The 23,236-nt window shown below is 69.0% G+C and carries 19 protein-coding genes, 1 other RNA gene and 1 pseudogene; 5 read left to right on the forward strand and 16 right to left on the reverse strand.

Annotated elements, in window-relative coordinates:
* Window positions 1–5 precede the first annotated feature (5 nt).
* Window positions 6–545: a hypothetical protein gene (locus ASD69_RS06075; RefSeq protein WP_057159440.1), complete on the reverse strand. Its 540-nt coding sequence runs from the start codon at window positions 543–545 to the stop codon at window positions 6–8.
* A 489-nt stretch (window positions 546–1,034) separates the two neighbouring features.
* Window positions 1,035–1,388: a transfer-messenger RNA gene (gene ssrA, locus ASD69_RS21115) on the reverse strand.
* Window positions 1,389–1,672: 284 nt separating this feature from the next.
* Between ssrA and ASD69_RS06080 the strand changes: the two genes are divergently transcribed.
* Complete coding sequence (locus ASD69_RS06080; RefSeq protein WP_056175040.1) at window positions 1,673–2,146, forward strand: hypothetical protein; 474 nt, start codon at window positions 1,673–1,675, stop codon at window positions 2,144–2,146.
* A gap of 84 nt (window positions 2,147–2,230) precedes the next feature.
* The gene (locus ASD69_RS06085) at window positions 2,231–3,280 is read left to right on the forward strand and encodes a nitronate monooxygenase (protein WP_056175044.1); all 1,050 of its coding nucleotides are present in this window, start codon (window positions 2,231–2,233) and stop codon (window positions 3,278–3,280) included.
* A gap of 120 nt (window positions 3,281–3,400) precedes the next feature.
* Here ASD69_RS06085 and ASD69_RS06090 read toward each other — a convergent pair whose 3' ends face one another.
* Window positions 3,401–7,813, reverse strand: coding sequence for a DEAD/DEAH box helicase (locus tag ASD69_RS06090; protein ID WP_056175046.1), 4,413 nt, complete (start codon window positions 7,811–7,813; stop codon window positions 3,401–3,403).
* Between the two features lie 205 nt (window positions 7,814–8,018).
* The gene (locus tag ASD69_RS21120) at window positions 8,019–8,441 is read right to left on the reverse strand and encodes a CBS domain-containing protein (RefSeq protein ID WP_162250616.1); all 423 of its coding nucleotides are present in this window, start codon (window positions 8,439–8,441) and stop codon (window positions 8,019–8,021) included.
* Window positions 8,442–8,649: 208 nt separating this feature from the next.
* Between ASD69_RS21120 and ASD69_RS06100 the strand changes: the two genes are divergently transcribed.
* Window positions 8,650–8,829 carry a hypothetical protein gene (locus ASD69_RS06100; RefSeq protein WP_056175049.1) on the forward strand — a complete coding sequence of 60 codons (180 nt, stop codon included), beginning with the start codon at window positions 8,650–8,652 and terminating at the stop codon, window positions 8,827–8,829.
* Window positions 8,830–8,906: 77 nt separating this feature from the next.
* Here the strand turns inward: ASD69_RS06100 and ASD69_RS06105 are convergent, their stop codons facing one another.
* Window positions 8,907–9,248, reverse strand: a complete 342-nt coding sequence (locus ASD69_RS06105) for a BON domain-containing protein (protein WP_200943959.1) — start codon at window positions 9,246–9,248, stop codon at window positions 8,907–8,909.
* A gap of 148 nt (window positions 9,249–9,396) precedes the next feature.
* Window positions 9,397–9,579 (reverse strand): hypothetical protein, encoded by a 183-nt coding sequence (locus tag ASD69_RS06110; RefSeq protein WP_056175058.1) that lies wholly within the window; start codon window positions 9,577–9,579, stop codon window positions 9,397–9,399.
* Window positions 9,580–9,825: 246 nt separating this feature from the next.
* Here ASD69_RS06110 and ASD69_RS06115 point away from each other — a divergent pair, with 246 nt between their 5' ends.
* On the forward strand, window positions 9,826–11,037 hold the full coding sequence (locus tag ASD69_RS06115; protein WP_056175062.1) for an FAD-binding oxidoreductase: 1,212 nt from the start codon (window positions 9,826–9,828) through the stop codon (window positions 11,035–11,037).
* A 309-nt stretch (window positions 11,038–11,346) separates the two neighbouring features.
* On the opposite strand, the gene ASD69_RS06120 is transcribed toward ASD69_RS06115, so the two are convergent.
* The 5 genes and pseudogenes from ASD69_RS06120 to ASD69_RS22970 form a co-directional block, all read right to left on the reverse strand.
* Complete coding sequence (locus ASD69_RS06120; RefSeq protein ID WP_056175065.1) at window positions 11,347–12,066, reverse strand: OmpA family protein; 720 nt, start codon at window positions 12,064–12,066, stop codon at window positions 11,347–11,349.
* A 438-nt stretch (window positions 12,067–12,504) separates the two neighbouring features.
* On the reverse strand, window positions 12,505–13,962 hold the full coding sequence (locus ASD69_RS06125; RefSeq protein WP_056175067.1) for a wax ester/triacylglycerol synthase family O-acyltransferase: 1,458 nt from the start codon (window positions 13,960–13,962) through the stop codon (window positions 12,505–12,507).
* Window positions 13,963–14,340: 378 nt separating this feature from the next.
* Window positions 14,341–15,783, reverse strand: coding sequence for a deoxyribodipyrimidine photo-lyase (locus ASD69_RS06130; RefSeq protein ID WP_056175070.1), 1,443 nt, complete (start codon window positions 15,781–15,783; stop codon window positions 14,341–14,343).
* A 96-nt stretch (window positions 15,784–15,879) separates the two neighbouring features.
* Window positions 15,880–16,188 carry a S8 family serine peptidase gene (locus ASD69_RS22965; RefSeq protein WP_343123758.1) on the reverse strand — a complete coding sequence of 103 codons (309 nt, stop codon included), beginning with the start codon at window positions 16,186–16,188 and terminating at the stop codon, window positions 15,880–15,882.
* Window positions 16,168–16,641: pseudogene (locus ASD69_RS22970) on the reverse strand (PA domain-containing protein); the annotation flags it as partial. The pseudogene ASD69_RS22970 and the gene ASD69_RS22965, both read right to left, overlap by 21 nt.
* Before the next feature lie 154 nt (window positions 16,642–16,795).
* On the opposite strand from ASD69_RS22970, the gene ASD69_RS22620 reads away from it, so the two are divergent.
* Window positions 16,796–17,560, forward strand: a complete 765-nt coding sequence (locus tag ASD69_RS22620) for a hypothetical protein (RefSeq protein ID WP_235567150.1) — start codon at window positions 16,796–16,798, stop codon at window positions 17,558–17,560.
* Window positions 17,561–17,779: 219 nt separating this feature from the next.
* Here the strand turns inward: ASD69_RS22620 and ASD69_RS06140 are convergent, their stop codons facing one another.
* The 5 genes from ASD69_RS06140 to ASD69_RS06160 all read right to left on the reverse strand — a co-directional run bounded on the left by ASD69_RS06140 (window position 17,780) and on the right by ASD69_RS06160 (window position 23,144).
* Window positions 17,780–19,408 carry a S8 family serine peptidase gene (locus ASD69_RS06140; protein ID WP_056175076.1) on the reverse strand — a complete coding sequence of 543 codons (1,629 nt, stop codon included), beginning with the start codon at window positions 19,406–19,408 and terminating at the stop codon, window positions 17,780–17,782.
* Between the two features lie 222 nt (window positions 19,409–19,630).
* The gene (gene alr / locus ASD69_RS06145) at window positions 19,631–20,707 is read right to left on the reverse strand and encodes an alanine racemase (RefSeq protein ID WP_056175079.1); all 1,077 of its coding nucleotides are present in this window, start codon (window positions 20,705–20,707) and stop codon (window positions 19,631–19,633) included.
* A gap of 462 nt (window positions 20,708–21,169) precedes the next feature.
* Window positions 21,170–22,312, reverse strand: a complete 1,143-nt coding sequence (locus tag ASD69_RS06150) for a M23 family metallopeptidase (protein WP_056175081.1) — start codon at window positions 22,310–22,312, stop codon at window positions 21,170–21,172.
* Window positions 22,313–22,375: 63 nt separating this feature from the next.
* Window positions 22,376–22,711 (reverse strand): antibiotic biosynthesis monooxygenase, encoded by a 336-nt coding sequence (locus tag ASD69_RS06155; protein WP_056175083.1) that lies wholly within the window; start codon window positions 22,709–22,711, stop codon window positions 22,376–22,378.
* 142 nt (window positions 22,712–22,853) lie between these two features.
* Window positions 22,854–23,144 (reverse strand): glycine zipper 2TM domain-containing protein, encoded by a 291-nt coding sequence (locus ASD69_RS06160; RefSeq protein ID WP_235567180.1) that lies wholly within the window; start codon window positions 23,142–23,144, stop codon window positions 22,854–22,856.
* Window positions 23,145–23,236: the final 92 nt, after the last annotated feature.

Consider the following 23,236-nt stretch of genomic DNA (forward strand, 5'->3'; position numbering starts at 1 on the left):
AAACCTTACGGATACTTTTCCCGATCCCGATACGTCAGGCTGTCACTGACCCCGGCCTTCACAAGGCACTGATCGAATCGAGACTTGAGCTCGGTGACCCTAATGCCACCAGGCGACGCAAGAAGAAATTGGCCAGTAAGGCATTCTCTTGGGAATGCTGATCCACGATCCACCAAGCCCAACGGCTTGCCCTTGGGTGGCGCCGGATTGGCACCTGCGAAATTGTGAGGAATGTAGGTATGCCCAGCCACCAGCTCGAGCTCGATGACGTTCGAATATTCGATTTTTCTCGGGAAGAGGCCGGCGGTAATCGCAACATGCTTAAGCAGGAACGTGTGCTTACCGGGAAGAACAAAAAATGTATACGGCGCGTATTCTTTTCTAGAGTACGTCAGCTGATCGTCGATCTCGACAACAGTGGCCCCGGAGTCGGGCGCTTGCCCTTCAACTAACGCCAAATCGGACTGCTTGAACACTTTTCCATCGATCGTGATCGTCATGTCCGGATTTCGCACCAACGACTGAGCTTCGTTGAGCTTTTGCATCGATGGACCTCCCGCGACAGCTACGCTGGCGACAAGAGCAACTCCGAATAGCAAAGGGGAAGATTTTCGCATACCTATCACCGAAGGCCTGAGGCCTGCTTTAAGTCGACCCGCGGCGCGGGCGCAATGAACTGTCAGGACTCGCCGAGCCGGAATATCTCGCCTTATTCCAACCAGGCAACGAGCGGTGGCGTGATCCCCTAGGATGCTCGCTCCAGAGATCTCGATACGCTTCATAGGAGCCCTGACGCCCGAGCTAAGCCTTCGGCTTGAATGGCTGATCAAACCACGTCGGCACTGGCGCTTCCGAATTTTACGAGGCCGCATTGCGCCATGGCACCGGCCCGCCGTTCGATTCCACCGGTCCGGCGCATCCCCACCGATCGCGGCCAAGGCGCAAGAGCCGTGCTGCGGCTACGCAAGACACAAAAAAGGCCGGATGCCCGTGGGCGATCCGACCTTTCTTGTTCCGTCTTGCGACGGCGGTATTGGTGGAGGTGGGCGGAATCGAACCGCCGTCCGAAGGCACTCCATCCCCGGCACTACATGCTTAGCGCTCCGTTAGATCTCGCCCCCGAACAGCACGGCGCGCAAAGCGCATCCGGGAACCAGCCTGTTTTGGGTTAACCGGGGTTTGACAGGCAACCGACCCCAGCGATTCCGTGATGATGACCCTACGCTGCGAGCACGGACACAAGCAGTTTCGGGGCTTACGCCTTAAGCGGCGAGAGCGTAGTTGTCGTCGTTGGCAACTAAAAGTTTGCAGCTGGATTTACGAGGAAAGCTACCCCCTCGGCATGCACCAGGCGATTTCGCAACCCCCGTCGAAGCCAGTGCACCCCCGGGGACAGCTCACGCTGACCCGGTCAGTATAGGGGCGGCGGGCGCATTCACAAGCGCGGCGATGGGCGCTGTTCATGCCGCTGGCGGGGCGAGGTCGGATTCGCCGGCGCGGCCTGCGGCCGCCCGACCGGCCGCGCCGCTGGAGCGCGCCGTCCTTATTCAGGTTAGATTTCATCCAGGGGCGGCGCCAGGAGGGCCAGGACGCCGTCCTGGGTAGCGGCCTGCTTCGCGCGGCGAGCGAACACGGGCACGAACCGTCAATACACAGGAGCGCGGCAGGCAGCATGGACGATCTGATCATCGAACTCTCGGACAGCCGCTATCAGCGCCACGGATTCGACCGCAGTAGCGGCAGCGAAACCGTCTCCCACGAGCCACCGCTGCCGCAGCAGGCGCGCAGTCGGGAAATCGCCGGGCGCCTGCAAGGTTTGGCTACGGAGCATGCCGCCAATGTGGACCGTCGCGAGGTCCGGCACCAGGACAGCCGAAAGCACTACGACGGCGGAATGGGCAACCACGTCTACGAAACGCTGGCCATCGCGTTCTCGGCCTCCGGCGGCGCGATCGCCTTTCTCAAGTTCGCTCGGGAGTTGCTGATCGAATGGATGAAGGCTTCGGCCGGAAAATCCATCCGCATCAAATTCAAGGACACCGAAGTACAAGCGCGCACCCTGGCGGAACTGGAAGCCGCGCTGGCCCTGATCGACAAGCACACCCAAACGCAGGCGCCCGCCGAGCCGCGCGACCCGACGGGGTGAATCGAGGCCCGATCGAGCGCAGCCCAGGCAACGACGTCTAGAATCGGGGCGCCCGCGATCGGGCCGCAGCCAGCGATCAGTCCCATGCCCCCTGCCCTATTCTCGGACCTTGAGTTCCCGCTGATCCAGGCCCCCATGGCCGGCTCGCAGGGCAGCGCCCTGACCGTCGCGGTCTGCGAGGCCGGCGGCCTGGGCTCGTTGCCGGCGGCCATGTTGAGCGCGCAAAGCCTGAGCGAGGAGCTCGCGGCGATCGCGGCACAGACCGACCGCCCCTACAACGTCAACTTCTTCTGCCACACCTCGCCTGCGCCCGATGCCGGCGTCGAAGCGGCCTGGCGCGAATCGCTGGCGCCTTACTACCGCGAGTTCGGGATCGACCCCGCCACGGCGGCCCCCGGCGCGGGCCGGCGCCCCTTCGATGCGGAAGCGGCGGAGCTGCTGGCGCAGTTCCGGCCGCGCGTGGTCAGTTTCCATTTCGGCCTGCCCTCGCCCGCGCTGCTCGCGCAGGTGCGCGCCTGGGGCGCGAAGGTGCTGTCCTCGGCGACCACGCTGGAGGAAGGACGCTGGCTGCAGGCGCAAGGCGTGGACGCGGTGATCGCGCAGGGCCTGGAGGCCGGCGGGCATCGCGGGCATTTTCTGGATGCCGATCTGAGCCGGCAGTCGGGCACGTTCGCGCTGTTGCCGCAGCTGGTGCGCGCGCTGCGGATACCGGTGATCGCCGCCGGCGGCATCGCCGATGCGCAGGGCGTGGCGGCGGCGATGCGCCTGGGTGCGGCCGGCGTACAGATCGGCACGGCCTACCTGCTTTGCCCGGAAGCCAGCACCAGCGCCGTGCATCGCGCCGCCTTGAAGAGCGCGGGTGCCGAGCACACCGCGCTCACCAATCTGTTCAGCGGACGTCCCGCGCGCGGCATCGTCAATCGCTACATGCGCGAGCGCGGACCGATCAGCGAGCTGGCGCCGCCGTTTCCGCTCGCGGGTGGCGCGTTGGCGCCTGTCCGCGCGCGCGCCGAGGCGCTGGGCAGCGGCGATTTTTCGCCGTTGTGGTCGGGGCAGAATCCCAGTGAGTGTCGCGAGGTGCCGGCGGGCGAATTGACGCGGGAGTTGGCGAAGGGGTTTGAGGGGCGGTACTGAAACGGGGGCGCGGGGGCGGCGCTGGGGACGTTAAAAGCAAATCCCCCTCAATCCCCCTTTTTCAAAGGGGGAAGACCGGCATGCTGTTCTTGCGTGGCAGCGTGTACCGCGCGCTGGCGCCTATACCGGCGCCAGGCGCGCGTAGAGGTCGGCTTCGGGTTCCACGGCTGTACCGCGCCGGCGCACCAGTGCCTGGCGCGCGCGTTCGGCGTCGGCCAGCGCCAGGTCGGTTTCGATCAGCTCGACCTTGCCCGCGCTCAGGCAGGCGATCGGCACGCCGTCGCGGAACAGCACGCGCGCGCCCGGCAGGCGCGCGACGCGTTCGCCGGCGAGCACGGTGCCGGCCAGGTTGAGCGGGTCCATCGCCGAGACGCAGACCAGTTCGCCGCTGTCGGGGCGCTGGCGCAACTTGCGCAGCGCGCCGATCGCGTCGGGCAGCGCGAACTGCTCGCCGGACATGCCGCTAACGAAGCGCCCGCCGCGGATCTCGCCGCGCGCTTCCCAGCGCCGGTACACGCGCAGCAGCTCGCGCCAGGGCGGCAGCCAGTGGGCTTCGCGCTCGATCAAACGCCAGAACACCACGCCGTAGCGATCGAGCAGGCTGCGCGCGGCGTGCTCGACGGTCTCGGCGTCGATCGCGGGCACGGGCGCGTCCTCGGCCGGGCGCGGGGTGAGCGACCAGCGCCCGGCGTCCTGGATGCCGAACAGCGGCGTGCGCCGGCTGCGTCCGCCGCGCGCGCCGTCGCGCCTGGACGGCGGCACCAGCAGCGCGCGCAAGCCGGCGTAGCTGTCGCAGGTCACGCGCCCACGCGCGACCAGTTCGCCCAGGGCCTCTTCCAACTCGGTCTTGAGCAGGTGCGCGCCGCGTTCGAGCTCGTCGAAGAAGGACGCGCCGCGCACGCGCAGGCAATCGACCACGCGGGTCGCGCGCGAGGACAGCGGCGCGTCGTCGCTGCGGCCGGCGGTCAGCGTGGACCACACCGCCAGGTCGCGCCGCGGCAGCAGCACGATCGGAGTCTGTCGCACCGAGGGCGCGGTCGCACTGCCCGCCTCGACACGGGTCGGACGCAGGCGCGCCCAGGTCACGCGACCGGCGCCGCACAGGTCGTCCAGCCAGGCGGGGCTGTAGTCGGCGATGCGCGCGCTCAACAGCTCGCTCTCCCACACCGCCGCCGGCGCTTCGTAGCCCTGCAACTGGCTCAACACCGCTTCGACCGCGTCGCGGCCGCTCATGCGGGTAGCCGCGGACACGCGTTGCCAGTCGAACAGGAAACGCACGAAATCGCGCGGCGAGACCGGTTCGATCTCGCGCCGCAGGCGGCCCACGGTGTAACGGTGGATGCGCGCGAGCAGGTGGCGCTCGCACCATTCCTCGGCGCCGCCTTCGCTGCTCTCGCGGGTGTAGCGGCCGCGCATCACATAGCCCTCGCCCTCCAGGCGCGCCAGCGCGATCTCCACCGCCAGCGCCGGTTGTCGCAGCGAGTCCGCAAGGACAGCCACGGTCGCCGGGCCCAAGCCGGTCAGGCGCGAGCGCAGCCATTCGGCCAGCACGCCGTCGGCATCCCAGGCGGTGGCGGCGTACTCGGGCGGGACCACGACTTCAGGCGCCCAGCTCGCGTCCGGAAACAGCGCGCGCGCCTGCGGCAGGGTTTCGGTGGCGATCCACAGCGCCGCCTCGTCGCCGAATTCGGCGGCAGGCCGCAGCCGGGTCGCGCGCCCGGCCTCGGCCAGGGTGCGCAAGGCATCCAGCCAACCGTGCGTGCGCGCCTCCTCCGCCTCGACGTAAGCCAGTCCGATCAGCGCCTCGTGCATCTCGTCGGCGTTGCGTACCTCCGGCCAGGCTTCGGCGCGCACGGCGGAGATCGCCTCCGGATCCAGGCGCCCCAGATCGTCGGCGCTGTCCGGATCGGCGTAGCGGCGGCTCATCACCGCCTGGGTGCGGCGCTCTTCCAGCGGCGCATCGTCGAGGAAGGCATAGGGCCGCGCATTGATGGCCTCGGCCGCGATCGGCGACGGGCCGGTCACGTCGCGCGCGATCACCTGCACTTCGCCGCGCTCCAACCGGCCCAGCAAGCGCAGCCAGCCCCGCGCGTCCATGGCTTCGTACAGACAGTCGTGCAGGGTCTGCGCGACCAGGGGATGGTCCGGCACCTCGCGTTCGCCGACCAGGTTCTCGGCGCAGGCGACCTGGTCGGGGAACACCGTGGCCAGCAGGTCCTCGCTCTTCATGCGCTGCAGCTGCGGCGCGACCTTGCGCCCGCCCACGTAGCGCGGCAGGGCCAGCGAGGTGGTCGCGTTCCAACGCCAGCGCACGCCGAACAAGGGCGCGTCGAGCAAGGCCTGGATCAATACGTCCAGCGCACTGGCGCTGTGCAGATAGCGTGCGACTTCGATCAAAGGGAAGCTGTGGCTGGTCGACAGCGACAGCACGATCGCATCCTCGGTCGCCGCCGCCTGCAGCTCGAAATTGAACTTGCGGCAGAAACGTTTGCGCAGGGCCAGGCCCCAGGCGCGGTTGACGCGGCTGCCGTACGGCGTGTGGATCACCAGCTGGGTGCCGCCGGATTCGTCGAAGAAGCGCTCCAGCACCACGGTGTCCTGGGTCGGCACCGCGCCCAGCGCGTAGCGCGTGCGCGCCAGATAGTCGACCAGCTGGGCGGCGGCGTCCTCGCCCAGGCCGAGTTCGCGCGCGATCGCGGCCGCGACCTGCGCGTGTACCTGCGCCAGGCTCGCCGGATCGGGCTCGCCGAACGCGGCCAGCTGGGCGTCGACCAGGCCGCGCAGGCGCGATACGCCCAGCGAAAGTTCGTCGGTGCGGCCCGGCGCTTCGCCCAGCCAGAACGGAATGTTCGGCGGCGCACCCTGTGCATCCTCCACCCGCACCCGCCCCGGCTCGACGCGCAGGATGCGGTAGCTGGCGTTGCCGAGCTGGAACACGTCGCCGGCCAGGCTTTCGATCGCGAAGTCTTCGTTGACGTTGCCGATCGTGGTCGCCTGCGGCTCCAGCACCACGGCGTAATCGCCGGTGTCGGGGATGGTGCCGCCGGAAGTGACCGCGGTCAGGGCGCCGCCGCGACGCGCGCGCAGGCGCCGGTGCACGGCATCGCGGTGGACGTAGCCGGCGCGCGCGCCGCGACGGGTGGTGAAGCCCTCGGCGAGCATGCGCACCACCGCGTCGAAGTCCGGGCGCGCCAGGCCCGCGTACGGCCAGGCCTGGGTCAGGCACGCGTACAGCGCGTCCTCGTCCCATTCGCGCGAAGCGACTTCGGCGACGATCTGCTGCGCCAGCACGTCCAGCGGCGCGACCGGGATTTCCAGCGCGTCCAGCTCGCCGCGGCGCACGCAGTCCAGCAGCGCCGCGCACTCGACCAGATCGTCGCGCGACTGCGGGAACAAGCGCCCCTTGGGTACGCCGCCGACGTGGTGGCCGGCGCGGCCGACGCGCTGCAGGAAGGCCGCGATCGCGCGCGGCGAGCCGAGCTGGCAGACCAGGTCGACATCGCCGATGTCGATGCCCAGCTCCAGCGATGCGGTCGCGACCAGCACGCGCAGCTCGCCGCGCTTGAGGCGTTGCTCGGCGTCCAGGCGCAACTCGCGCGACAGGCTGCCGTGGTGGGCGGCCACCGCGTCCTTGCCCAGGCGTTCGCCGAGATGGCGCGCGGCGCGTTCGGCCATGCGCCGGGTGTTGACGAAGACCAGGGTGGTGCGATGCTCGCCGACCAGCTCGGCCAGGCGCAGATAGACCTGGTCCCATTGTTCGTGCGACATCACCGCGCTCAGCGGCGACGGCGGCAGTTCCAGGGCCAGATCGCGCTGCTTGGCGTAGCCGATATCGACGATCTCGCAATCCGGGCGGCCGTCGGCATCGACCGCCGCCTTGCCGACCAGGAAGCGCGCGACCTCCTCGATCGGCTTCTGCGTCGCCGACAGGCCGATGCGCGCGATCGGGTGTTCGCACAGCGCTTGCAGGCGCTCCAGCGTCAGCGCCAGATGGCTGCCGCGCTTGCTCGCGGCGACGGCGTGGATTTCGTCGACGATCACCGTGCGTACGGTCGAGAGCATCGCGCGTCCGGATTCCGAGCCCATCAGCACGTACAGCGATTCGGGCGTGGTCACCAGCAGATGGGGCGGTTGCTTGCGCATGCGCGTGCGCTCGCTGGCGGTGGTGTCGCCGGTGCGCACCGCGCTGCGGATGCCGGGATCGGCACGGCCCATGCGTGCGAGCTGTTCGCGGATGCCGGCCAGCGGCGCGTCGAGGTTCAGATGGATGTCGTTGGACAGCGCTTTCAGCGGGGAGACGTAGACCACCGTGGTCTCGTCGGGCAGGCCGCCCTGCGCCTCGGCCTGGCGGACCAGGGCGTCGATCGCGGCCAGGAAGGCGGTCAGGGTCTTGCCCGAGCCGGTCGGCGCCGCCACCAGGGTATGCCGCCCGGCACGGATCGACGGCCACGCCAGGATTTGGGCCTGGGTCGGCGCCGGGAAGGTCGCCGCGAACCAGGCGGCGACGGCGGGATGGAAGGCGGACAGTGGCATGGCGCGCGGGCGCGATCGCTGCGGCGAAGTTCCGGTGGGGGCCGCACCCGGTATGGGGGCGGACAGGCGCTTAGGGAATGGTAGCGCTGCCGCGACGGCCCCGGGCCGGGCCGGCCGCCGACGCGTCGTTCAGCCTACCCGCGACCTCGCGATCGCAAGGCCAGCCTGCCGTGGTCGCGTCTCAACCGCTGCGACGCTGCGACGCTCATCGCGGCGGCGCGGAGACCTCGCGCACGACCTCGGCGATGGCCCGGCTCTGGCCGGCCAGGGCGATATCGGCCAGCGACACGATGCCGGCCAGGCGCCCGTCGGCGTCGACCACCGGCACGCGTCGGATGCGGGCGCGTTCCATCAGTTCCACGCAGTCGCGCAGGTCGGCATCCACTCCGACGCATAGTGCCGGCATCGTCATCGCATCGCCGGCGGTCGTGTTGCCGTCGCGGCCGACCGCGACCACGCGCACCGCGATATCGCGATCGGTGACCACGCCCAGCGGCACGCCGCGTGCGTCCAGCACGGGAATCTCGCCGCAGTCGTGGTCAGCCATCATGCGGGCGACCTCGCGCAGCGGTGTGGTGACGTCGCAGGCGGCCGGGTTGGGTGTCATGAAAGCGCTCACGTTGGCCATGGCGGTCTCCTTAGGAGTGTCGGATGGAAGGTCTATCGTTCGCCGGCACCGTCGTGTGATCGCGGCGTGAAACGCAAGTCGGCGCGAACAGCGGCCACGCAATTGCGCGCGCGGCGCCACGCCGCAGCCGCGCCGGCCGTTGTATCCTCGGCCCGGTATGCGTCCTTGACGCGATACGCCCCGCGATGCGACATCAACGGAGAACGCCATGACGACCAAGTTGGACAAGCCGCTGCGACGCGAACTGGAAATCGGCGACAAGCTCTATACCCTCACGATCGACGGCCACGGTTTGAAGCTCACCGAGAAAGGACATCGCAAGGGTGTCGAGTTGAGCTGGAACGAAGTGGTCGGCGGCGACGACGCGGCTACGCCGCCCGGCGCCTGACCGCTACGGCCGCGACGGCGGAGACGCCGTCGCGGCCCGATCTACTGCGGCATCGGTGCCGGCATAGACCGTCTCTGTCAGTGGCCGCCGTGCTTGGCGGCCATCAAGCCCTTGGTGTCCACGCTGCGTACGCCCTGCACGGCCTTGGCTACGGCCATCGCTTTGTCGACCTGGGCCTGACTGTCCACCTTGCCCGACAGCGTGACCACGCCGTTGACGGTGTCGACATCGATCTTCAGGCCCGACACATCCTTGGCGGCGAGCAGTTCGGTCTTGACCTTGGTGGTGATCCAGGTGTCGCTGACCGGCTGATTCGATTCGCCGGTCTGCGGCGTCGGCGTTGGTTCCTGGGCGAAGGCGACGACCGGCAGGCCGGCCAGCAGGGCCACGGCGAGCGCGGAAGCGAGGCGATGGGAGATGAGGTTCATATGCGTACTCCTAAGGGGTGTAGCGGCGAAGCGGCCACACCGTCGCGATGCGCGGCGTAGCCTGGGGCGCGCGGTTGCGCGCGAGTGACGATGGGGAGGCGGCGCGCAACGGTTGCGCACGCACGGCGGGGCGCGGCATTCAATGGTGACGCGCGCGCCCTGAGCCGGATTTTTTGCCGCCGCCGTCGAGCTTGTTGACGGTGGCCCAGGCGCGCTGTTCGGCGGTCTTCTCGGGCAAGCCCTCCTGCCGGTAGCCCTGTTCGATATGGCGGGCCTGGCGCTTTTGTTTGTCGGTATAGGTGGATTTGTCTCCACGAGGCATGGATGCATCTCCGGTCGGAACCGTTCCGACGCATGGCCGAGGCTAGGCCGCAGGGAGTAAACGCAAGGGCAGTATTTCGTTAGCCTGCGGTCGAGGTATGGCCTGCGCTCATGTAAGTGAATCGCGTGGAGAGCGTTCCCCGCAGCGCCACGGCCGTGCCGTCGCGCTCACTCCGCGACGACGGCCGATGGAGTGTGCTGTGCCCGTCGCTTCCCAACGAGCCCCTCGCATGCCCAGGCGCCGCGCATGGATCTGAAGAGCGGTTATCCCTACTGGGCCGTGCGCAACGGCCTGATGCATGCGTTCCCGGCCCTGGACGCCGATGCGCGCTGCGACGTCGCGGTGATCGGCGGGGGCATCAGCGGCGCCCTGATCGCCGACGAATTGAGCCGTCACGGCCACGACGTGATCGTGATCGAGCAACGCGACATCGGCTGGGGCAGCACCGCGGCGAGCACGGCGCTGCTGCAGTACGAGATCGACACTCACATGATCGACTTGGCCCAGCGCTACGGCGAGGACGCCGCCGCCCTCGCCTACCTGGCCTGCGGCGAGGCCGTGGACACTCTGCGCGAACGCGTGCGCGGCCTGGGCGGCGTCGACTTCGCGCGCAACGACAGCGTCTACTGCGCCAGCAAGCAACGGCATGTGTATGCGCTCAAGCACGAACTGGCGCTGCGGCGTCGGCACGGTTTCGACGTGCGCTGGCTCAATGCGGCCGACCTGCACGAGCGCTACGGTCTGCATGCGCCGGGCGCGATCCTGAGCCGCTTGGGCGCGCGCGTGGATCCGTATCGGCTGACCTATCGGTTGTTGATGCGCCTGGCGCGACAGGGCGTGCGCGTGCACGACCGCAGCGAGATCGCGGCGCTCGAACCCGGCGCGCGCTCGGTGCTGCTGCGCACCCCGCAAGGGCATACGATCCGGGCGGCGCAGGTGGTGCTGGCGCTGGGTTACGCCGGACAGCGCTGGCTGCGCCAGCGGGTGGCGCGCAACCGCAGCAGCTACGCCTTCGTCACCGACCCGATGGCGGCGGACGCGACCCGCGGCCTGGAGCGCACCCTGGTCTGGGAGTCCGCGCGCCCCTACCTCTATCTGCGCGGCACCGGCGACGGTCGCGTCATGGTCGGCGGCGAGGACGATGCGGTCGACATCCCGGCGCGGCGCGACGCGCGCCTGGATAAAAAAGCCCGACGCCTGGTGCGGGCGGTGGCGCAGCGTTTCCCTGGCCTGGAACTCACGCCGGCCTTCGCCTGGGCCGGGACCTTCGCCGAAACCGACGACGGCCTGCCCTACTTCGGCCCGCACGAGCAGTACGGGCCGAGGGTGCATTTCGCGATGGCCTACGGCGGCAACGGCATCACCTATGCGCAGATCGGCGCGGGGTTGCTGCGGGCGCTGATCGAACGCAAGGCGCATCCGCTGGCGCGGCTGTTTTCGTTTCAGCGCAGCCAGTGAGCAGCGCGTGCATCGCAAAGCGGCGATACGCGTTTCGGGGTGGCGGCGGCGCAAGCCGCGAGCCGAAACCGGGCACGCTGCGCAAGGACGGCCCGGTCGCTTGATCTAAACGACCGCACTACCTTGCCGGGGCGTCGCAGGGTTCGTCGCGGGTGCAGGGGCGCGGTTGCGGCTTGCGCCGCTCCTACCGCCGGCATGCCGCGGCGGTGGGCTCGGCGCAATGCGAACGGGCCGCTCGCGCGGCCCGTTCGGCGGGACGTTGGGATCCGGACTCGACGCGCGCGACGCCGAGCTCCGAATCGATACGCCTCAGGAGCGCAGCGGCACCAGGGTGATCTCGACGCGGCGGTTCTGGGCGCGGCCTTCCTCGGTGTCGTTGCTGGCGATCGGGCGGGTCTTGCCGGCGCCGGTGAGGATGAAGCGATCGCGGACCAGGCCGCGCGACATCAGGTAGTTGCCGACCGAGGCCGCACGCTGCTCGGACAGGCGCTGATTGACCGCGTCGGTGCCGATGCTGTCGGTGTGGCCGGCGACCTCGACGATGGTCTGGTTGTACTCCTGCAGGGTCGAGGCGACGTTGTCCAGCACCGGATAGAACTGCGATTCGAGCGAAGCGCTGTTGAAGGCGAAGGTGATGTTGCTGGGCATGTTGAGGGTGATGTTGTCGCCCTGGCGCACCACATCGACGCCGGTACCGGCCATGCGCTCGCGCAGCGCGCGCTCCTGCCGGTCCTGGTAGTTGCCGATCGCGCCGCCGGCCAGGCCGCCGACGCCGGCGCCGATCAGGGCGCGCTGGCGGCGCTCGGTGGCGTCGTCGCCGCTGAGCAGGCCCGCGGCGACACCGGCCAGCGCGCCGATCAGGGCGCCCTTCTGGGTGCGGCTCATGCCTTGGCGTTCTTGCGGGTACTGGCCTTGCGGGTACTGGCCCTGCGGCTGACCGCCGTAGTATCCGCCGCCGCCCGTGGCGCAGCCGGCGAGCAAAGCGGTCATCGCGGTGGCGGCCATCGCAATCTTGATCTGGGTTTTCATGGGGCGTCCTCGGCTGAATTCGGCGGAGCCAAAGCTAATCACGCAAGCGTCACGGGTGGGTGACGAGGACTTGCCGCAGTTCAGCTGTCGGCAGGGGTGCGTGAGGGGCGTCGTGCGCTCTAGGCAACGCTCACTTGGCGTTGTTGCGCGATGGTTGGGGTTCGATCGCGGCTCACGCCGCTCCCACAGAATGCGTGGAACCGCGAGCGGCAGCGGCGAGTGAGGTTGCGTGGTCGCGGCTTGCGCCGCTCCTACCCGGAGCTTGGGCGATGGCTTGGGGTTCGATCGCGGCTCACGCCGCTCCCACAGAATGCGTGGAACCGCGAGCGGCGGCGGCGAATGAGGTGGCGTGGTCGCGGCTTGCGCCGCTCCTACCCGGAGCGTGGGCGATGGCACGGCGCGGTGCGATTCGGATCGCACCGCGCCTGCGGGCGGCGCTCAGTCGCCGACGGCGACCAGCGCGTCGGCGCCGGCGGCGTCGAGGGTGTGGTCCCAGTTGCCCATCAGCGCCAGGTACAGCAGCTTGTCGAACTCGGCGCCGAATCGGCTGATCACCGCGTCGGGATCGGGAATCAGTTTGGCGTCGGCGATCAGGCCGAAGTGGACGCGGCCGTTGTAGCTGAGGATGGAAATGCCGACGCCGATCGAACCGGTCTGCGGCACCCAGAACATCATCTCGCGCAAGGTGCAGCCGGCCAGGTACAGCGGCTGCTGCGGCCCGGGCACATTGGTGGCCACCGCGGTGGCCTTGCGGCTGAACAGCTCCAGCGCCAGCCCCTGCACCTGCGAAGGCGCCATGCCTAGCGCAGCCAAAAGACCAAATGCAACAATAGCTTGCCGTGAATTCTTAAGGTTATTCATGCACTCGGCGACGCGCTCGACCCGGCGGATCGGGTTGTGCTCGCCGACCGGCAGCTCCAGGAACACCAGGCCGAAATGGTTGCCGAGCTTCTTGGCGTGTTCGAGCGGACGCAGGTTGACCGGCACGGTCGCGCGCAGGGTCACGCCGTCGACGTTGTCGCCGCGTTCGATCATGTAGTTGCGCAAGGCGCCGGCGGCGGTGGCCATCAGCACGTCGTTGACGGTGCAGTCGCAGGCGCGACCGACCGCCTTCACCTCCTCCAGATCCAGGGGCTCGGCCCAGGCCACGCGCTTGCTCACGCCGAGCTTGCCGCGCAACAGCGAGGGCGGATCGTCGGACAAGGCCAAGGCATTGAGCAGTTCGCGCGCGATCTCGCCGCCCTCTTTGGCCAGCATGCCGGCCAGGGTCGGGTCGCGGTACATCTCCATGCCCTTCTCTAGCGCGCGCGAGCCCAGCTTCATGTAGCGGTCGACCGCACCGACCCGGCGCGCGACCTCGACGCCGTCGGTCTTGAGCCAGGCGTGCGGCAGATCGCTGCCCTTGGCGGGCTCGCGAGTGGTGTCGGTCAGCGACAGCAGCACCTGGACCAGGGCGATGCCGTCGGCGTAGCTGTGGTGGATGCGCGCGATCAGGGCCGAGCCGCCGTCGTAGCGTTCGACCAGATGGAACTGCCACAGCGGCCGGCTGTGATCGAGCGGGCTGGACGCGAGCTGGCTCACGAAGCGCTCCAGGCCGCGCTTGCCGCCGCGCCCGGGCAGCGCGGTCAGCTGCACATGCCAGTCGAGATCGAAATCCTCGTCGGTCTGCCAGGACGCGCCGGCCGGCGTGTCCACCGCCTTCTGGCGGAAGCGTGTATAGGCCAGGAAGCGTTGTTTGACCACGCGCCGCAGGGCGTCGATCGACATCGGTTCGGCGAACATCAGCACGCCGGTAATCATCATCGGATTGGTCGGTCGCTCCATGCGCAACCAGGCCGTATCCACTCGCGACATCGGTTCGCGACGCGCTCGCTTGCGCGGTTCTGCTGTGGCCATGCGCCCTCCAAAGCGTATGCGCTGAGTGAATCACGCGGTCGCGAGCGGCGTCAACGCGGCTAAGCCGGGAATCGAGAACCGGGAAAGACTCAGGGCTGTCCGCGCTATCTCGATTCGTCATCCCCGCGCAGGCGGGGATCCAGTGACTTCAGCGCGAATGGATCGCACAACGGCGCAGGCAGTAGAACCAGAGGCTCCGCAGCGGCGGTGCCAGCGTGCGGCCGTCACGACCACGGGGTCCCCGCCCGCGCGGGGATGACGGGGCGAACCAGCGCCACGGCGTGCAGTGACGCAGGAATAGGACATCATGGGCTGGAAGCGCGAGTGCGATTCACACGCCGCTGGGGGCGAATCTCCGAAGGAGTGCGCAGCCGCGCCCTACGCCCCCTGCTCCCGCTGCTTGCGATACGCCGCCAACGCGGCGTCGCGGCCCGCCGCCAGATCGACCAGCGGCTGCGGCGGATAGTCCGGCGCGAGCCGGCGCAAGGTCGCCGGCTCGCGCCAGGGCGCATGGCGCAGCGGCAACGGCAGCGCCGCCAGCTCCGGCACCCAGCGCGCGATGTAGCGACCGTCGGGATCGAACTTTTCGGACTGGGTGACCGGATTGAACACGCGGAAGTACGGCGCGGCGTCGGCGCCGGTGCCGGCGACCCACTGCCAGCCCAGGGTGTTGTTGGCCAGGTCGGCGTCGATCAGGGTGTCCCAGAACCAGCGCGCGCCGTGGCGCCAGTGGTAACGCAGGTGCTTGGTCAGATAGCTGGCCACGATCATGCGTACGCGGTTGTGCATCCAGCCGGTGTGCCACAGCTCGCGCATGCCGGCATCGACGATGGGCACCCCGGTGCGGCCGTGCTGCCAGTCCTGCAGGCGCGGCTGGACCAGACGCGCCCAGTCGAAGTCGTCGAAGCGCGGATTGAAATTGCGCTCCGGGGTGTGCGGGAAGTGGTGCAGCAGATGATGGGCGAATTCGCGCCAGCCCAGCTCGCGGATCGCCGTGTCGATGTCGCCGGCGCGCGCGGCGTTGCGCTGCGTCTCCAGCGCGGCGACCACGCGCCAGGGCGCGATCTCGCCGAAATGCAGGTGCGGCGACAACCGCGAGGTGCCGATGTGATCGGGCCGGTCGCGCTGTTGGGCATAGCCCTCCAGCGCGCCTTCCAAGAAGGTCTCCAGGGTCTCGCGCGCGCCGGCTTCGCCGGGCGTCCAGTGCTCCCAGAAGCCGCTGTCCCAGTCCCGCGACGGCAACAGCTTGAGCGCCTCCAGGGCCACGCCCTCCGGCCCCTGCACGCTGCTGGGCAGGCGGGCCGGCGGCTCCCAGGTCGGCTGCAGGCGCCATGCGGCCAGGGCCGTGCGCCAGAACGGCGTGAACACGCGATAGGGATCGCCCTGCTTGGTCGCCAGTTGCCAGGGCTCGAACAGCAGCGCTCCGTTGTGGCTTTCCGCGCGCACGCCCTGACGGCGCAGGGTCTGCTTGATGCGGGTATCGCGCTTCTCGATCGCCGGTTCGTAGCGGCGGTTCCAGTACACCGCCTCGGCGTCGGTGGCCAGCAGCAGCGATTGCAGGGTCGGCAGGCTGGGGCCGACGAAGCGGCGCAGGTGCGAGCCGCGCGCGCGCAGTTCGCGGTCCAGCGCGGCCAGGGAATGATGACGCCAGGCGTCGGAGGCGGCACCGGGCCGCCAGTCGCCCTGCTCGTCGGGCGCATGGATGTAGATCGGGATCGGCGTGTAGCCGTCGTCCAGCGCCGCCCGCAAGGCCGGGTTGTCGGCCAGGCGCAGGTCGTTGCGGAACCAGACCAGCGCGGTGGCGGCGGCAACGTCGGACATCGCGGAACCGGGGCAGTCCAGGGAGTGCCAGTATGCCGCCCCGCCGGCCTCAAAGAGACGGGGCCCGCGTGGGGCCCCGTCCGGGTCTTGCCAGGCTTACGGCGACTGCAGTTCGGTGATCGCCGACTGGGTCTGGACCAGGCCCCAACCGGTGTTGTTGTCGTAACCGGCGGCGTCGATGTCCTGCGCCGTGGTCAGCAGGGCGTCGCGCACCTGCGCCGCGGTCGCGGTCGGCTTGGCGCTCCACACCACCGCGGCCGCGCCGGACACGTGCGGGGTGGCCATCGAGGTGCCGCTCATGGTCTGGTAGGCGGTGTTGGACACCGACGGGGTAGCGTCGACGGTCGCGGTCTGCCCGGCCAGATTGGCCACGATGGTCTGGCCGTCGGCCTGGCTGATGCCCACCGCCGGCAAGGTGGTGGTGACCGGATTGCCGTTGGCATCGTACATGCCGATGCGCAGCTCGCCGGCGACGTTGTTGTAGATCACCACGCCCAGGGCACGGCCGGACTTGGCCTTGGTGATCTTGTCGACGAAGGTGTTGGTGCCGCGCTGGCAGATCACGATCTTGTTGCGCCAGGTGCTGGACGAGGTCTGGCACAGGCCGCCGTTGACCCAGCCGGCGCTGGCGGTGGTCTGCTTGGAACCGGCGACCGGAATCGCGGCGAAGCTGGAGCTGCCGACCAGCAGCGGGTCGTTCTTCAGCGGATAGGTGCTGAGCGTGTCCACGCCCGGCGCGGCGATGTCGACGGCGCTGTTGAACTGCGAGAAGTCGGCCTTGACGTTGGCCGAGTCCACCGCCGCCACCGACACCACCGAGCTGTAGGACGCCGGGTAGCTGAGGCTGGAATCGCCGTCGTTGCCGGCCGCTGGCCAGGGTCTGGAAGGCGTTCTGCTCGGTGGTCGAGCTGGTCGGGCCGCCCAGGCTCATGCTGATGATCTTGGCGCCGGCGGTGTTGCAGCGGTTGGCCGCGTCGACCAGGGTCGACGAATAGGTCCAGTTGCACTGGCCGTGGCCGCCGCCGTTGGTGCCGTTGGTGCCGAAGATCTTGATGATGTGCAGCGAGACCTTGCCCGGGCTCACGCCGACCACGCCGGTGCTGTTGTTGGCCGCGGCGATGGTGCCGGCAACGTGGGTGCCGTGGCCGCAGGTGTCGGTATCCCAACCGGTCGGATAACCGGTGATGGTCATGCCGGCGAAATCTTCGTGGGTCTTGTTGATGCCCGAATCGATCACGCAGACCTTGATGCCGGCGCCGGTGGCCGCACCGGTGTCGAGCACGCCGTCGTGGTTGGCGTCCCACACGTTGCGGGCCTGCACCTGATCGATGCCGTAGGGCACGCTCTGCGCCTGCAGGTAGCGCGGCTGGTCGATCTCGACCGACTCCACGTCGGGGTTGCTGCGCAGGGCCTTGATGGCCTCCGGCGAGGACAGGGTCATCACCGCGCTGTTGAGGCGGTCGAACTGATAGTTGACCACGGCATCGCCGCCGCGCGCGGCGGTCAGCTTGCCGCGCAGCGTCTGGATGCGCTGACCCAGGCTCAGGGTCGAGGCACCGGCGCTCTTGCCGGCGGCGGCGCTGGCGGTGCCAGCCTTGAACTTGACCCAAACGCGGTTCGGGTTGGGCTGTTCCTGCGCCGCAGCGGTGCTGGCAGCGACCATCGTGGCCAGGCCCAGGCCCAGCGCGTACATCAACTTGCTCTGCTTCATCGATCCCCCAATGGAAGGTCGGTCGCGCTCCGGGCGGAGCGGCCTTGTGGCTTGAGCGTGCCGTAAGCGCTCAATCGACCGACTAATCCAAACGGGGGCAGTCGCCTGCCCCCCTACCCATCAGGGAAAAAGCGTGCCGTTTTATGCAGGACTTCTCAGTTCTGGACAGCCTGTAGAGATACCCGCCGCATCAACTGGCACCAATAATCCGTATTTATTGCGCCATAAAACCAGGCGCCGGGGACGGGGCCCGAGGCATCGGGCCCCGTCCGGGGCTGGGCGTGCTCAGGGCGACAGCAACTCGTCGATCGCGGACTTGGTCTGGACCAGGCCCCAGCCGGTGTTGTTGTCGTAACCGGCGGCGTCGATGTCCTGCGCCGTGGTCAGCAGGGCATCGCGCACCTGCGCCGCGGTCGCGGTCGGCTTGGCGCTCCACACCACCGCGGCCGCGCCCGACACGTGCGGGGCCGCCATCGAGGTACCGTTCATGTTCTGGTAGGCGGTATTGGACAACGACGGCGTAGCGTCGACCGTCATGGTCTGACCGGCCAGACCGGCCAGGATGGCTTCGCCGTCGGCCTTGCTGATGCCGACGCCCGGCAGCGTGGTGGTGAGCGCGTTGCTGTTGGCGTCGTACATACCGATGCGCAGCTCGCCGTCGACGTTGTTGTAGATCACCACGCCCAGAGCGCGGCTGGACTGGACCTTGGTGATCTTGTCGACGAAGGTGCTGGTGCCGCGCTGGCACAGCACGATCTTGTTGCGCCAGGTGGTGGACGTGGTCTGGCACAGGCCGCCGTTGACCCAGCCCGCGCTGGCATTGGTCTGCTTGGAACCGCCGATCGGTATCGCGGCGAAGCTGGAGCTGCCAACCAGCAGCGGGTCGTTCTTCTGCGGATAGGTACTGAGTACGTCCACGCCCGGCGCGGCGATGTCGACGGCGCTGTTGAACTGCGAGAAATCGGCCTTGACGTTGGCCGAGTCCACCGCCGCCACCGACACCACCGAGCTGTAGGACGCCGGGTAGCTGAGGCTGGAATCGCCGTCGTTGCCGGCCGCGAGCACGCCGTTGTTGGCCAGGGTCTGGAACGCGGTCTGTTCGGATGTCGAGAAGGTCGGGCCGCCGATGCTCATGCTGATGATCTTGGCGCCGGCGGTGCTGCAGCGGTTGGCCGCGTCGACCAGGGTCGACGAATAGGTCCAGGTGCACTGGCCATGGCCGCTGCCGTTGGTGCCGTTGGTGCCAAAGATCTTGATGATGTGCAGCGAGACCTTGCCCGGGCTCACGCCGACCACGCCGGTGCCGTTGTTGGTCGCGGCGATGGTGCCGGCAACGTGGGTGCCGTGGCCGCAAGTGTCGGTGTCCCAGCCGGTCGGGTAACCGGTCATGGCGACGCCCGCGAAATCCTCATGGGTCTTGTTGATGCCCGAGTCGATCACGCAGACCTTGATGCCCGCGCCGGTGGGCGCGCCGACGTCGAGCACGCCGTCCTGGTTGACGTCCCACACATTGCGCGCCTGCACCTTGTCGATGCCGTAAGGGACGGTCTGCGCCTGCAGGTAACGCGGCTGGTCGATCTCGACCGATTCCACATCGGGATTGCTGCGCAGGGCCTTGACGGCCTCAGGCGAGGACAGGGTCATCACCGCGCTGTTGAGGCGGTCGAACTGGTGGTTGACGACCGCGTCGCCGGCGCGCGCGGCGGTCAGCTTGCCGCGCAGGGCCTGGACGCGCTGGCCCAGGCTCAGGGTCGAAGCGCCGGCGCTCTTGCCGGCGGCGGCGCTGGCGGTACCGGCCTTGAACTTGACCCAGACGCGATTCGGGTTGGGCTGGTCCTGCGCTGCGACGGCGGTGGTGGCCACCATCGTGGCCAGGCCCAGACCCAGCGCGTACATCAACTTGCTCTGCTTCATCGATCCCCCTAGTGGAAAGTCGGCCGCTTCCGGACGGAGCGGCCGTTGGCTTGGGCGCGAAACGCGCCCGATCAGCCAAACTTATCCAAATAGGAAAATAAAGCGCACGCCGAGGCGCCGGGGTTTTGCCTCACAAAGCGTGACACGGGTCACGATTCAGAGAGACTCACGTCGCCGCGCGCACCGGCATTCCACGGCCAGCATGCCAGCGACCGCGACCGCTCAGGTCTCGACGAAACGCACCCGACGCGTGATCGAGCAGGTCAGCTCGTAACCGATCGTGCCCGAGACCTCGGCGATGCGTTCCACCGGCAGCTCCGGGCCCCACAGCGTCACCGGATCGCCGACGCGGGCGTCGGGGATGCCGCGCAGGTCGATGGTCATCAGGTCCATCGAGACGCGGCCGATCACCTGGGTGGCCTGGCCGCCCACCAATACCGGCGTGCCCGAGGGCGCGGCGCGCGGGTAGCCGTCGCCGTAACCGATCGCGGCCACGCCGACGTTCATGTCTTCCGGGCATTCCCAAGTCGCGGCGTAGCCGATGCGCTCGCCGCGGCGCACGCGGTTGACCGCGATCAGGCGCGTGGACAGGGTCATCGCCGGGCGCAGGCCGAAGTCGGCACCCGTGGTGCCCTCCACCACCGAGATGCCGTACAGGGCACCGCCGGGGCGGATCCAGTCGGCGTGCGCGTCGGGCCAGCCCAGCACGGCGGCGGAATTGGCCAGCGAGCGCGCGCCGCCGAGCCCGGCGGTGGCGTCGCCGAACGCGCGCAGCTGCGCGGGCGTTTGCGGATTGGCGAATTCGTCGGAGCTGGCGAAATGGTTCATCAGCACGATGCCGTCGGCCACGCCCGCCAAGGCGGACAGGCGCGCGTAGGCCTCGCGCACCTGCTCGGGCGCGAAGCCCAGCCGGTGCATGCCGGTGTCGACCTTGAGCCAGCAGCGGATCGGCTCGCCGTCGGCGGCCTGCTCCAGCATTTCGATCTGGCTGAGGTGGTGGACCACGGTTTCCACGCCGAGACGGCGCAGTTGCGGCAGATCGTCGGCTTCGTCGAAGCCCGACAGCAGCACGATGGGTTGCGACAGGCCGGCCGCGCGCAGGCGGTCGGCGTCGGACAAGGCCGCCACGCCGAAGGCGTCGGCGCCTTCCAGGGCACGGGCGACGCGCTCCAGGCCGTGGCCGTAGCCGTCGGCCTTGACCACCGCCATGACGCGGCTGTGCGGCGCGCGCGCGCGCGCCTGGGCGAGGTTGTGACGCAGGGCGTCGGTGTGGATGCTTGCGGAAGTCGGACGTGCCATCGCGCTAGTTTATCGGCTGGCGGGCGTGCGCAGGCTGTCGGGTTGGGGTATCGCTGCTCCCGCTTACCGCAGCCGAAGGAAGTGCAAAGCTGGGAAAGTGCTTGGAGGGCGCTGAAGTTGGCGTTGCACGGCTGCGGCGGCCCTCACCCCAACCCCTCTCCCGCAAGCGGGAGAGGGGCTAAGCAAGGTTGCGATGGAATGAGCGGGTGCCTGCTGTTCCTGCTCGCGCTTGCGGCGACCGAAAGAGTGCAAAGTTGGGAAGGTGCGCGGAGGGCGGATGTGGGCWGCGRCKGAGGYTGGMGTTGCACGSCTGCGTCTGCCCGCACCCCAACCCGCATCCCGGCCCGACCGCACAGCGCTCGGGCGTTCGGTGCGGCGTGAGCCAGTGGCTCGCAAGCGACGCCCCTCACTCCGCAAGCGGGAGAGGGCCTAAGCGCACTGAGAGCAGCTAAAGGCGCGTGCTCAGTCCTCGAACTCCAGCACCGTATTCGGCGCCGGCCGCTCGCGTTCGCGCGTCAGCCGTTCGGACGCCTGCGGCGGCGTCCACGGCGTCTTGCCGAGCTGAGACAGATCCGGATAGCGGCCCAGCACGCGGAAACCCCGCAGTTCGAAGGCGACGCCCTCCGCGCCCAGCGGCGAATTGCGGTCGGAGACGTGGAAGTGCAGATGCGGGCCGGTGGAGTCGCCGGTGAAGCCCAGCGCGGCCAGGACCTCGCCACGGCGCACGCGTTGGCCGGTTCGCACGCGCGCGCTGCCGGTCTTGAGGTGCTCGTAGAACGCGTAGCGGCCGTCGCCCAGGTCCAGCGCTACATAGTTGCCGGTGGCCTCGCCCAGGGTCTGCTTGCCGTGTTCGGAGATGCGCACGGTTTCGGCGACGTCGTCGCGCACCGCCACCACGGTGGCGTCGGCCACCGCCACCACTTCGGCGCCGTAGCCGTAGGTGTTGGCGACCAGGTCCTTGTCGCCCTGGCTGGTGCGGCCCTGGGCATCGAGCTTGACCCAGTCGATCGCGTGGCGCCCTGGGATACGCGCCTTGCCGTCGACGGTGTAGAGCACGCGGCGGTGACCGCGCGCCCAGTCCGGATGATGGATCGCGATCCAGGGGCCGCCGCGCACCGGCGCGCCCAGGATCAGGCGCGGTGCCGCGGCTACCGCGACTTCGCCGCCGTCGACCGACTGCGGCGTGTCGTTGCCGGCCACCGAGTAGCGTAGGCGATGGGCGAGCCGCTGCGGCGCCGGCACGTTCGCTGGCAGCGTCAGTTCCAGGTACAGCACGCCGCGCTGACCGGGTGCCAGGGTCAGCGCGTCGCTGTCCTTGACCGCCGCGATGCGATCGAAGCGGCGCGTCAGCGCTTCGCCTTCGTAGCTCGCCAACGCCTGCCCGCGTCCGGCGTCGCGCGCTTCCACGCCCAGCAGGCGCAGCGGCTCGTTGCTGAAGTTGGTCGCATGCAGCTCGTAGACCAGCACCGACGCGCCGTCCATATGCACCGGCGCGGGCGCGGCCGGCACCTGCAGATCGAAGGACTGACGCAGGGGCGCGGCGCGATCGGCCGCGTGGAGGAAACCGGCGAAGGAAAGCAAGGCGGCGAACGCGATGGCGCGCATGCGGAGGGGTCGTCCTGGCAACGAGGGGAAGTCGCCCGGCGCGAGGCGCCGGGACCGATGAATTCAAATCGCCGTGCGCAGCTCGTCGATGGCCGCGTCCGACAACCACAGCAAGGTATTGAGGTAGTCCTCGATGCAGCCGACGACGTCGGCGCGCGGGCCTTCGCGCCAGATCGCGGAGGAGTAGAAGGCGTCTTGCTGCGCGACCAGGTCGGCCTGGTCGCGGTAGGCGCGGATCAGGTACCAGCTTTCGTGCTCGTGCCGGCTGCGCCCGAACGCGACCACGTCCATGCCGCGTTCGCGCAACAGCGGCAGCGCGCGCCGGGTCATGACCTGTTCGAACCGGGTGCCCGACTCGGGCTTGAGCCGGTAAGTACGCACTTCGATCAGTCGCTGCATGTACGCACTCGAGGGGACCGCTAGCGGATGCTGTTCGAGCGGGTCGGCTGGCGCAAGTTACGTTTGTCATGCCTGGCGCGCGGCGGCGCAAAAAAAACGGGCCAGCTAGGCCGGCCCGTCCTTCGAGACAGCGATCGCGCGATCAGTCGCAGCGACGCTCGATCACGGTCTCGGTCTTGTTCTGCTGATTTTCCTGGATCTTGCGCCCGACCAGGGCACCGCCGACGGCGCCGGCCGCGGTCGCGACCTTCTTGCCGTTGCCGCCGCCGACCTGATTGCCGAGCAGGCCGCCCGCGACCGCGCCCAGGGCGGTGCCGGTGATCTTGTGCTTGTCCTTCACTTCCTTCGGACGCTGCACCTCGACGTCGTAGCAATGCGGCTGCTTGGCCTTGGTCTTGGACTTGGTCTGGGCGCCGGCGGCGCCCGTGACCATGACGCAGGACATCAGGGCGACGGCGATCGTGGATTTGAGTTTGGCGTTCATGCGGATTCACCGGTAGGAGTGGGGGCCACGGCCAACATGCG

Source organism: Lysobacter sp. Root604 (assembly GCF_001427505.1).
In the GTDB taxonomy this organism is placed as follows: Bacteria; Pseudomonadota; Gammaproteobacteria; order Xanthomonadales; family Xanthomonadaceae; genus Lysobacter.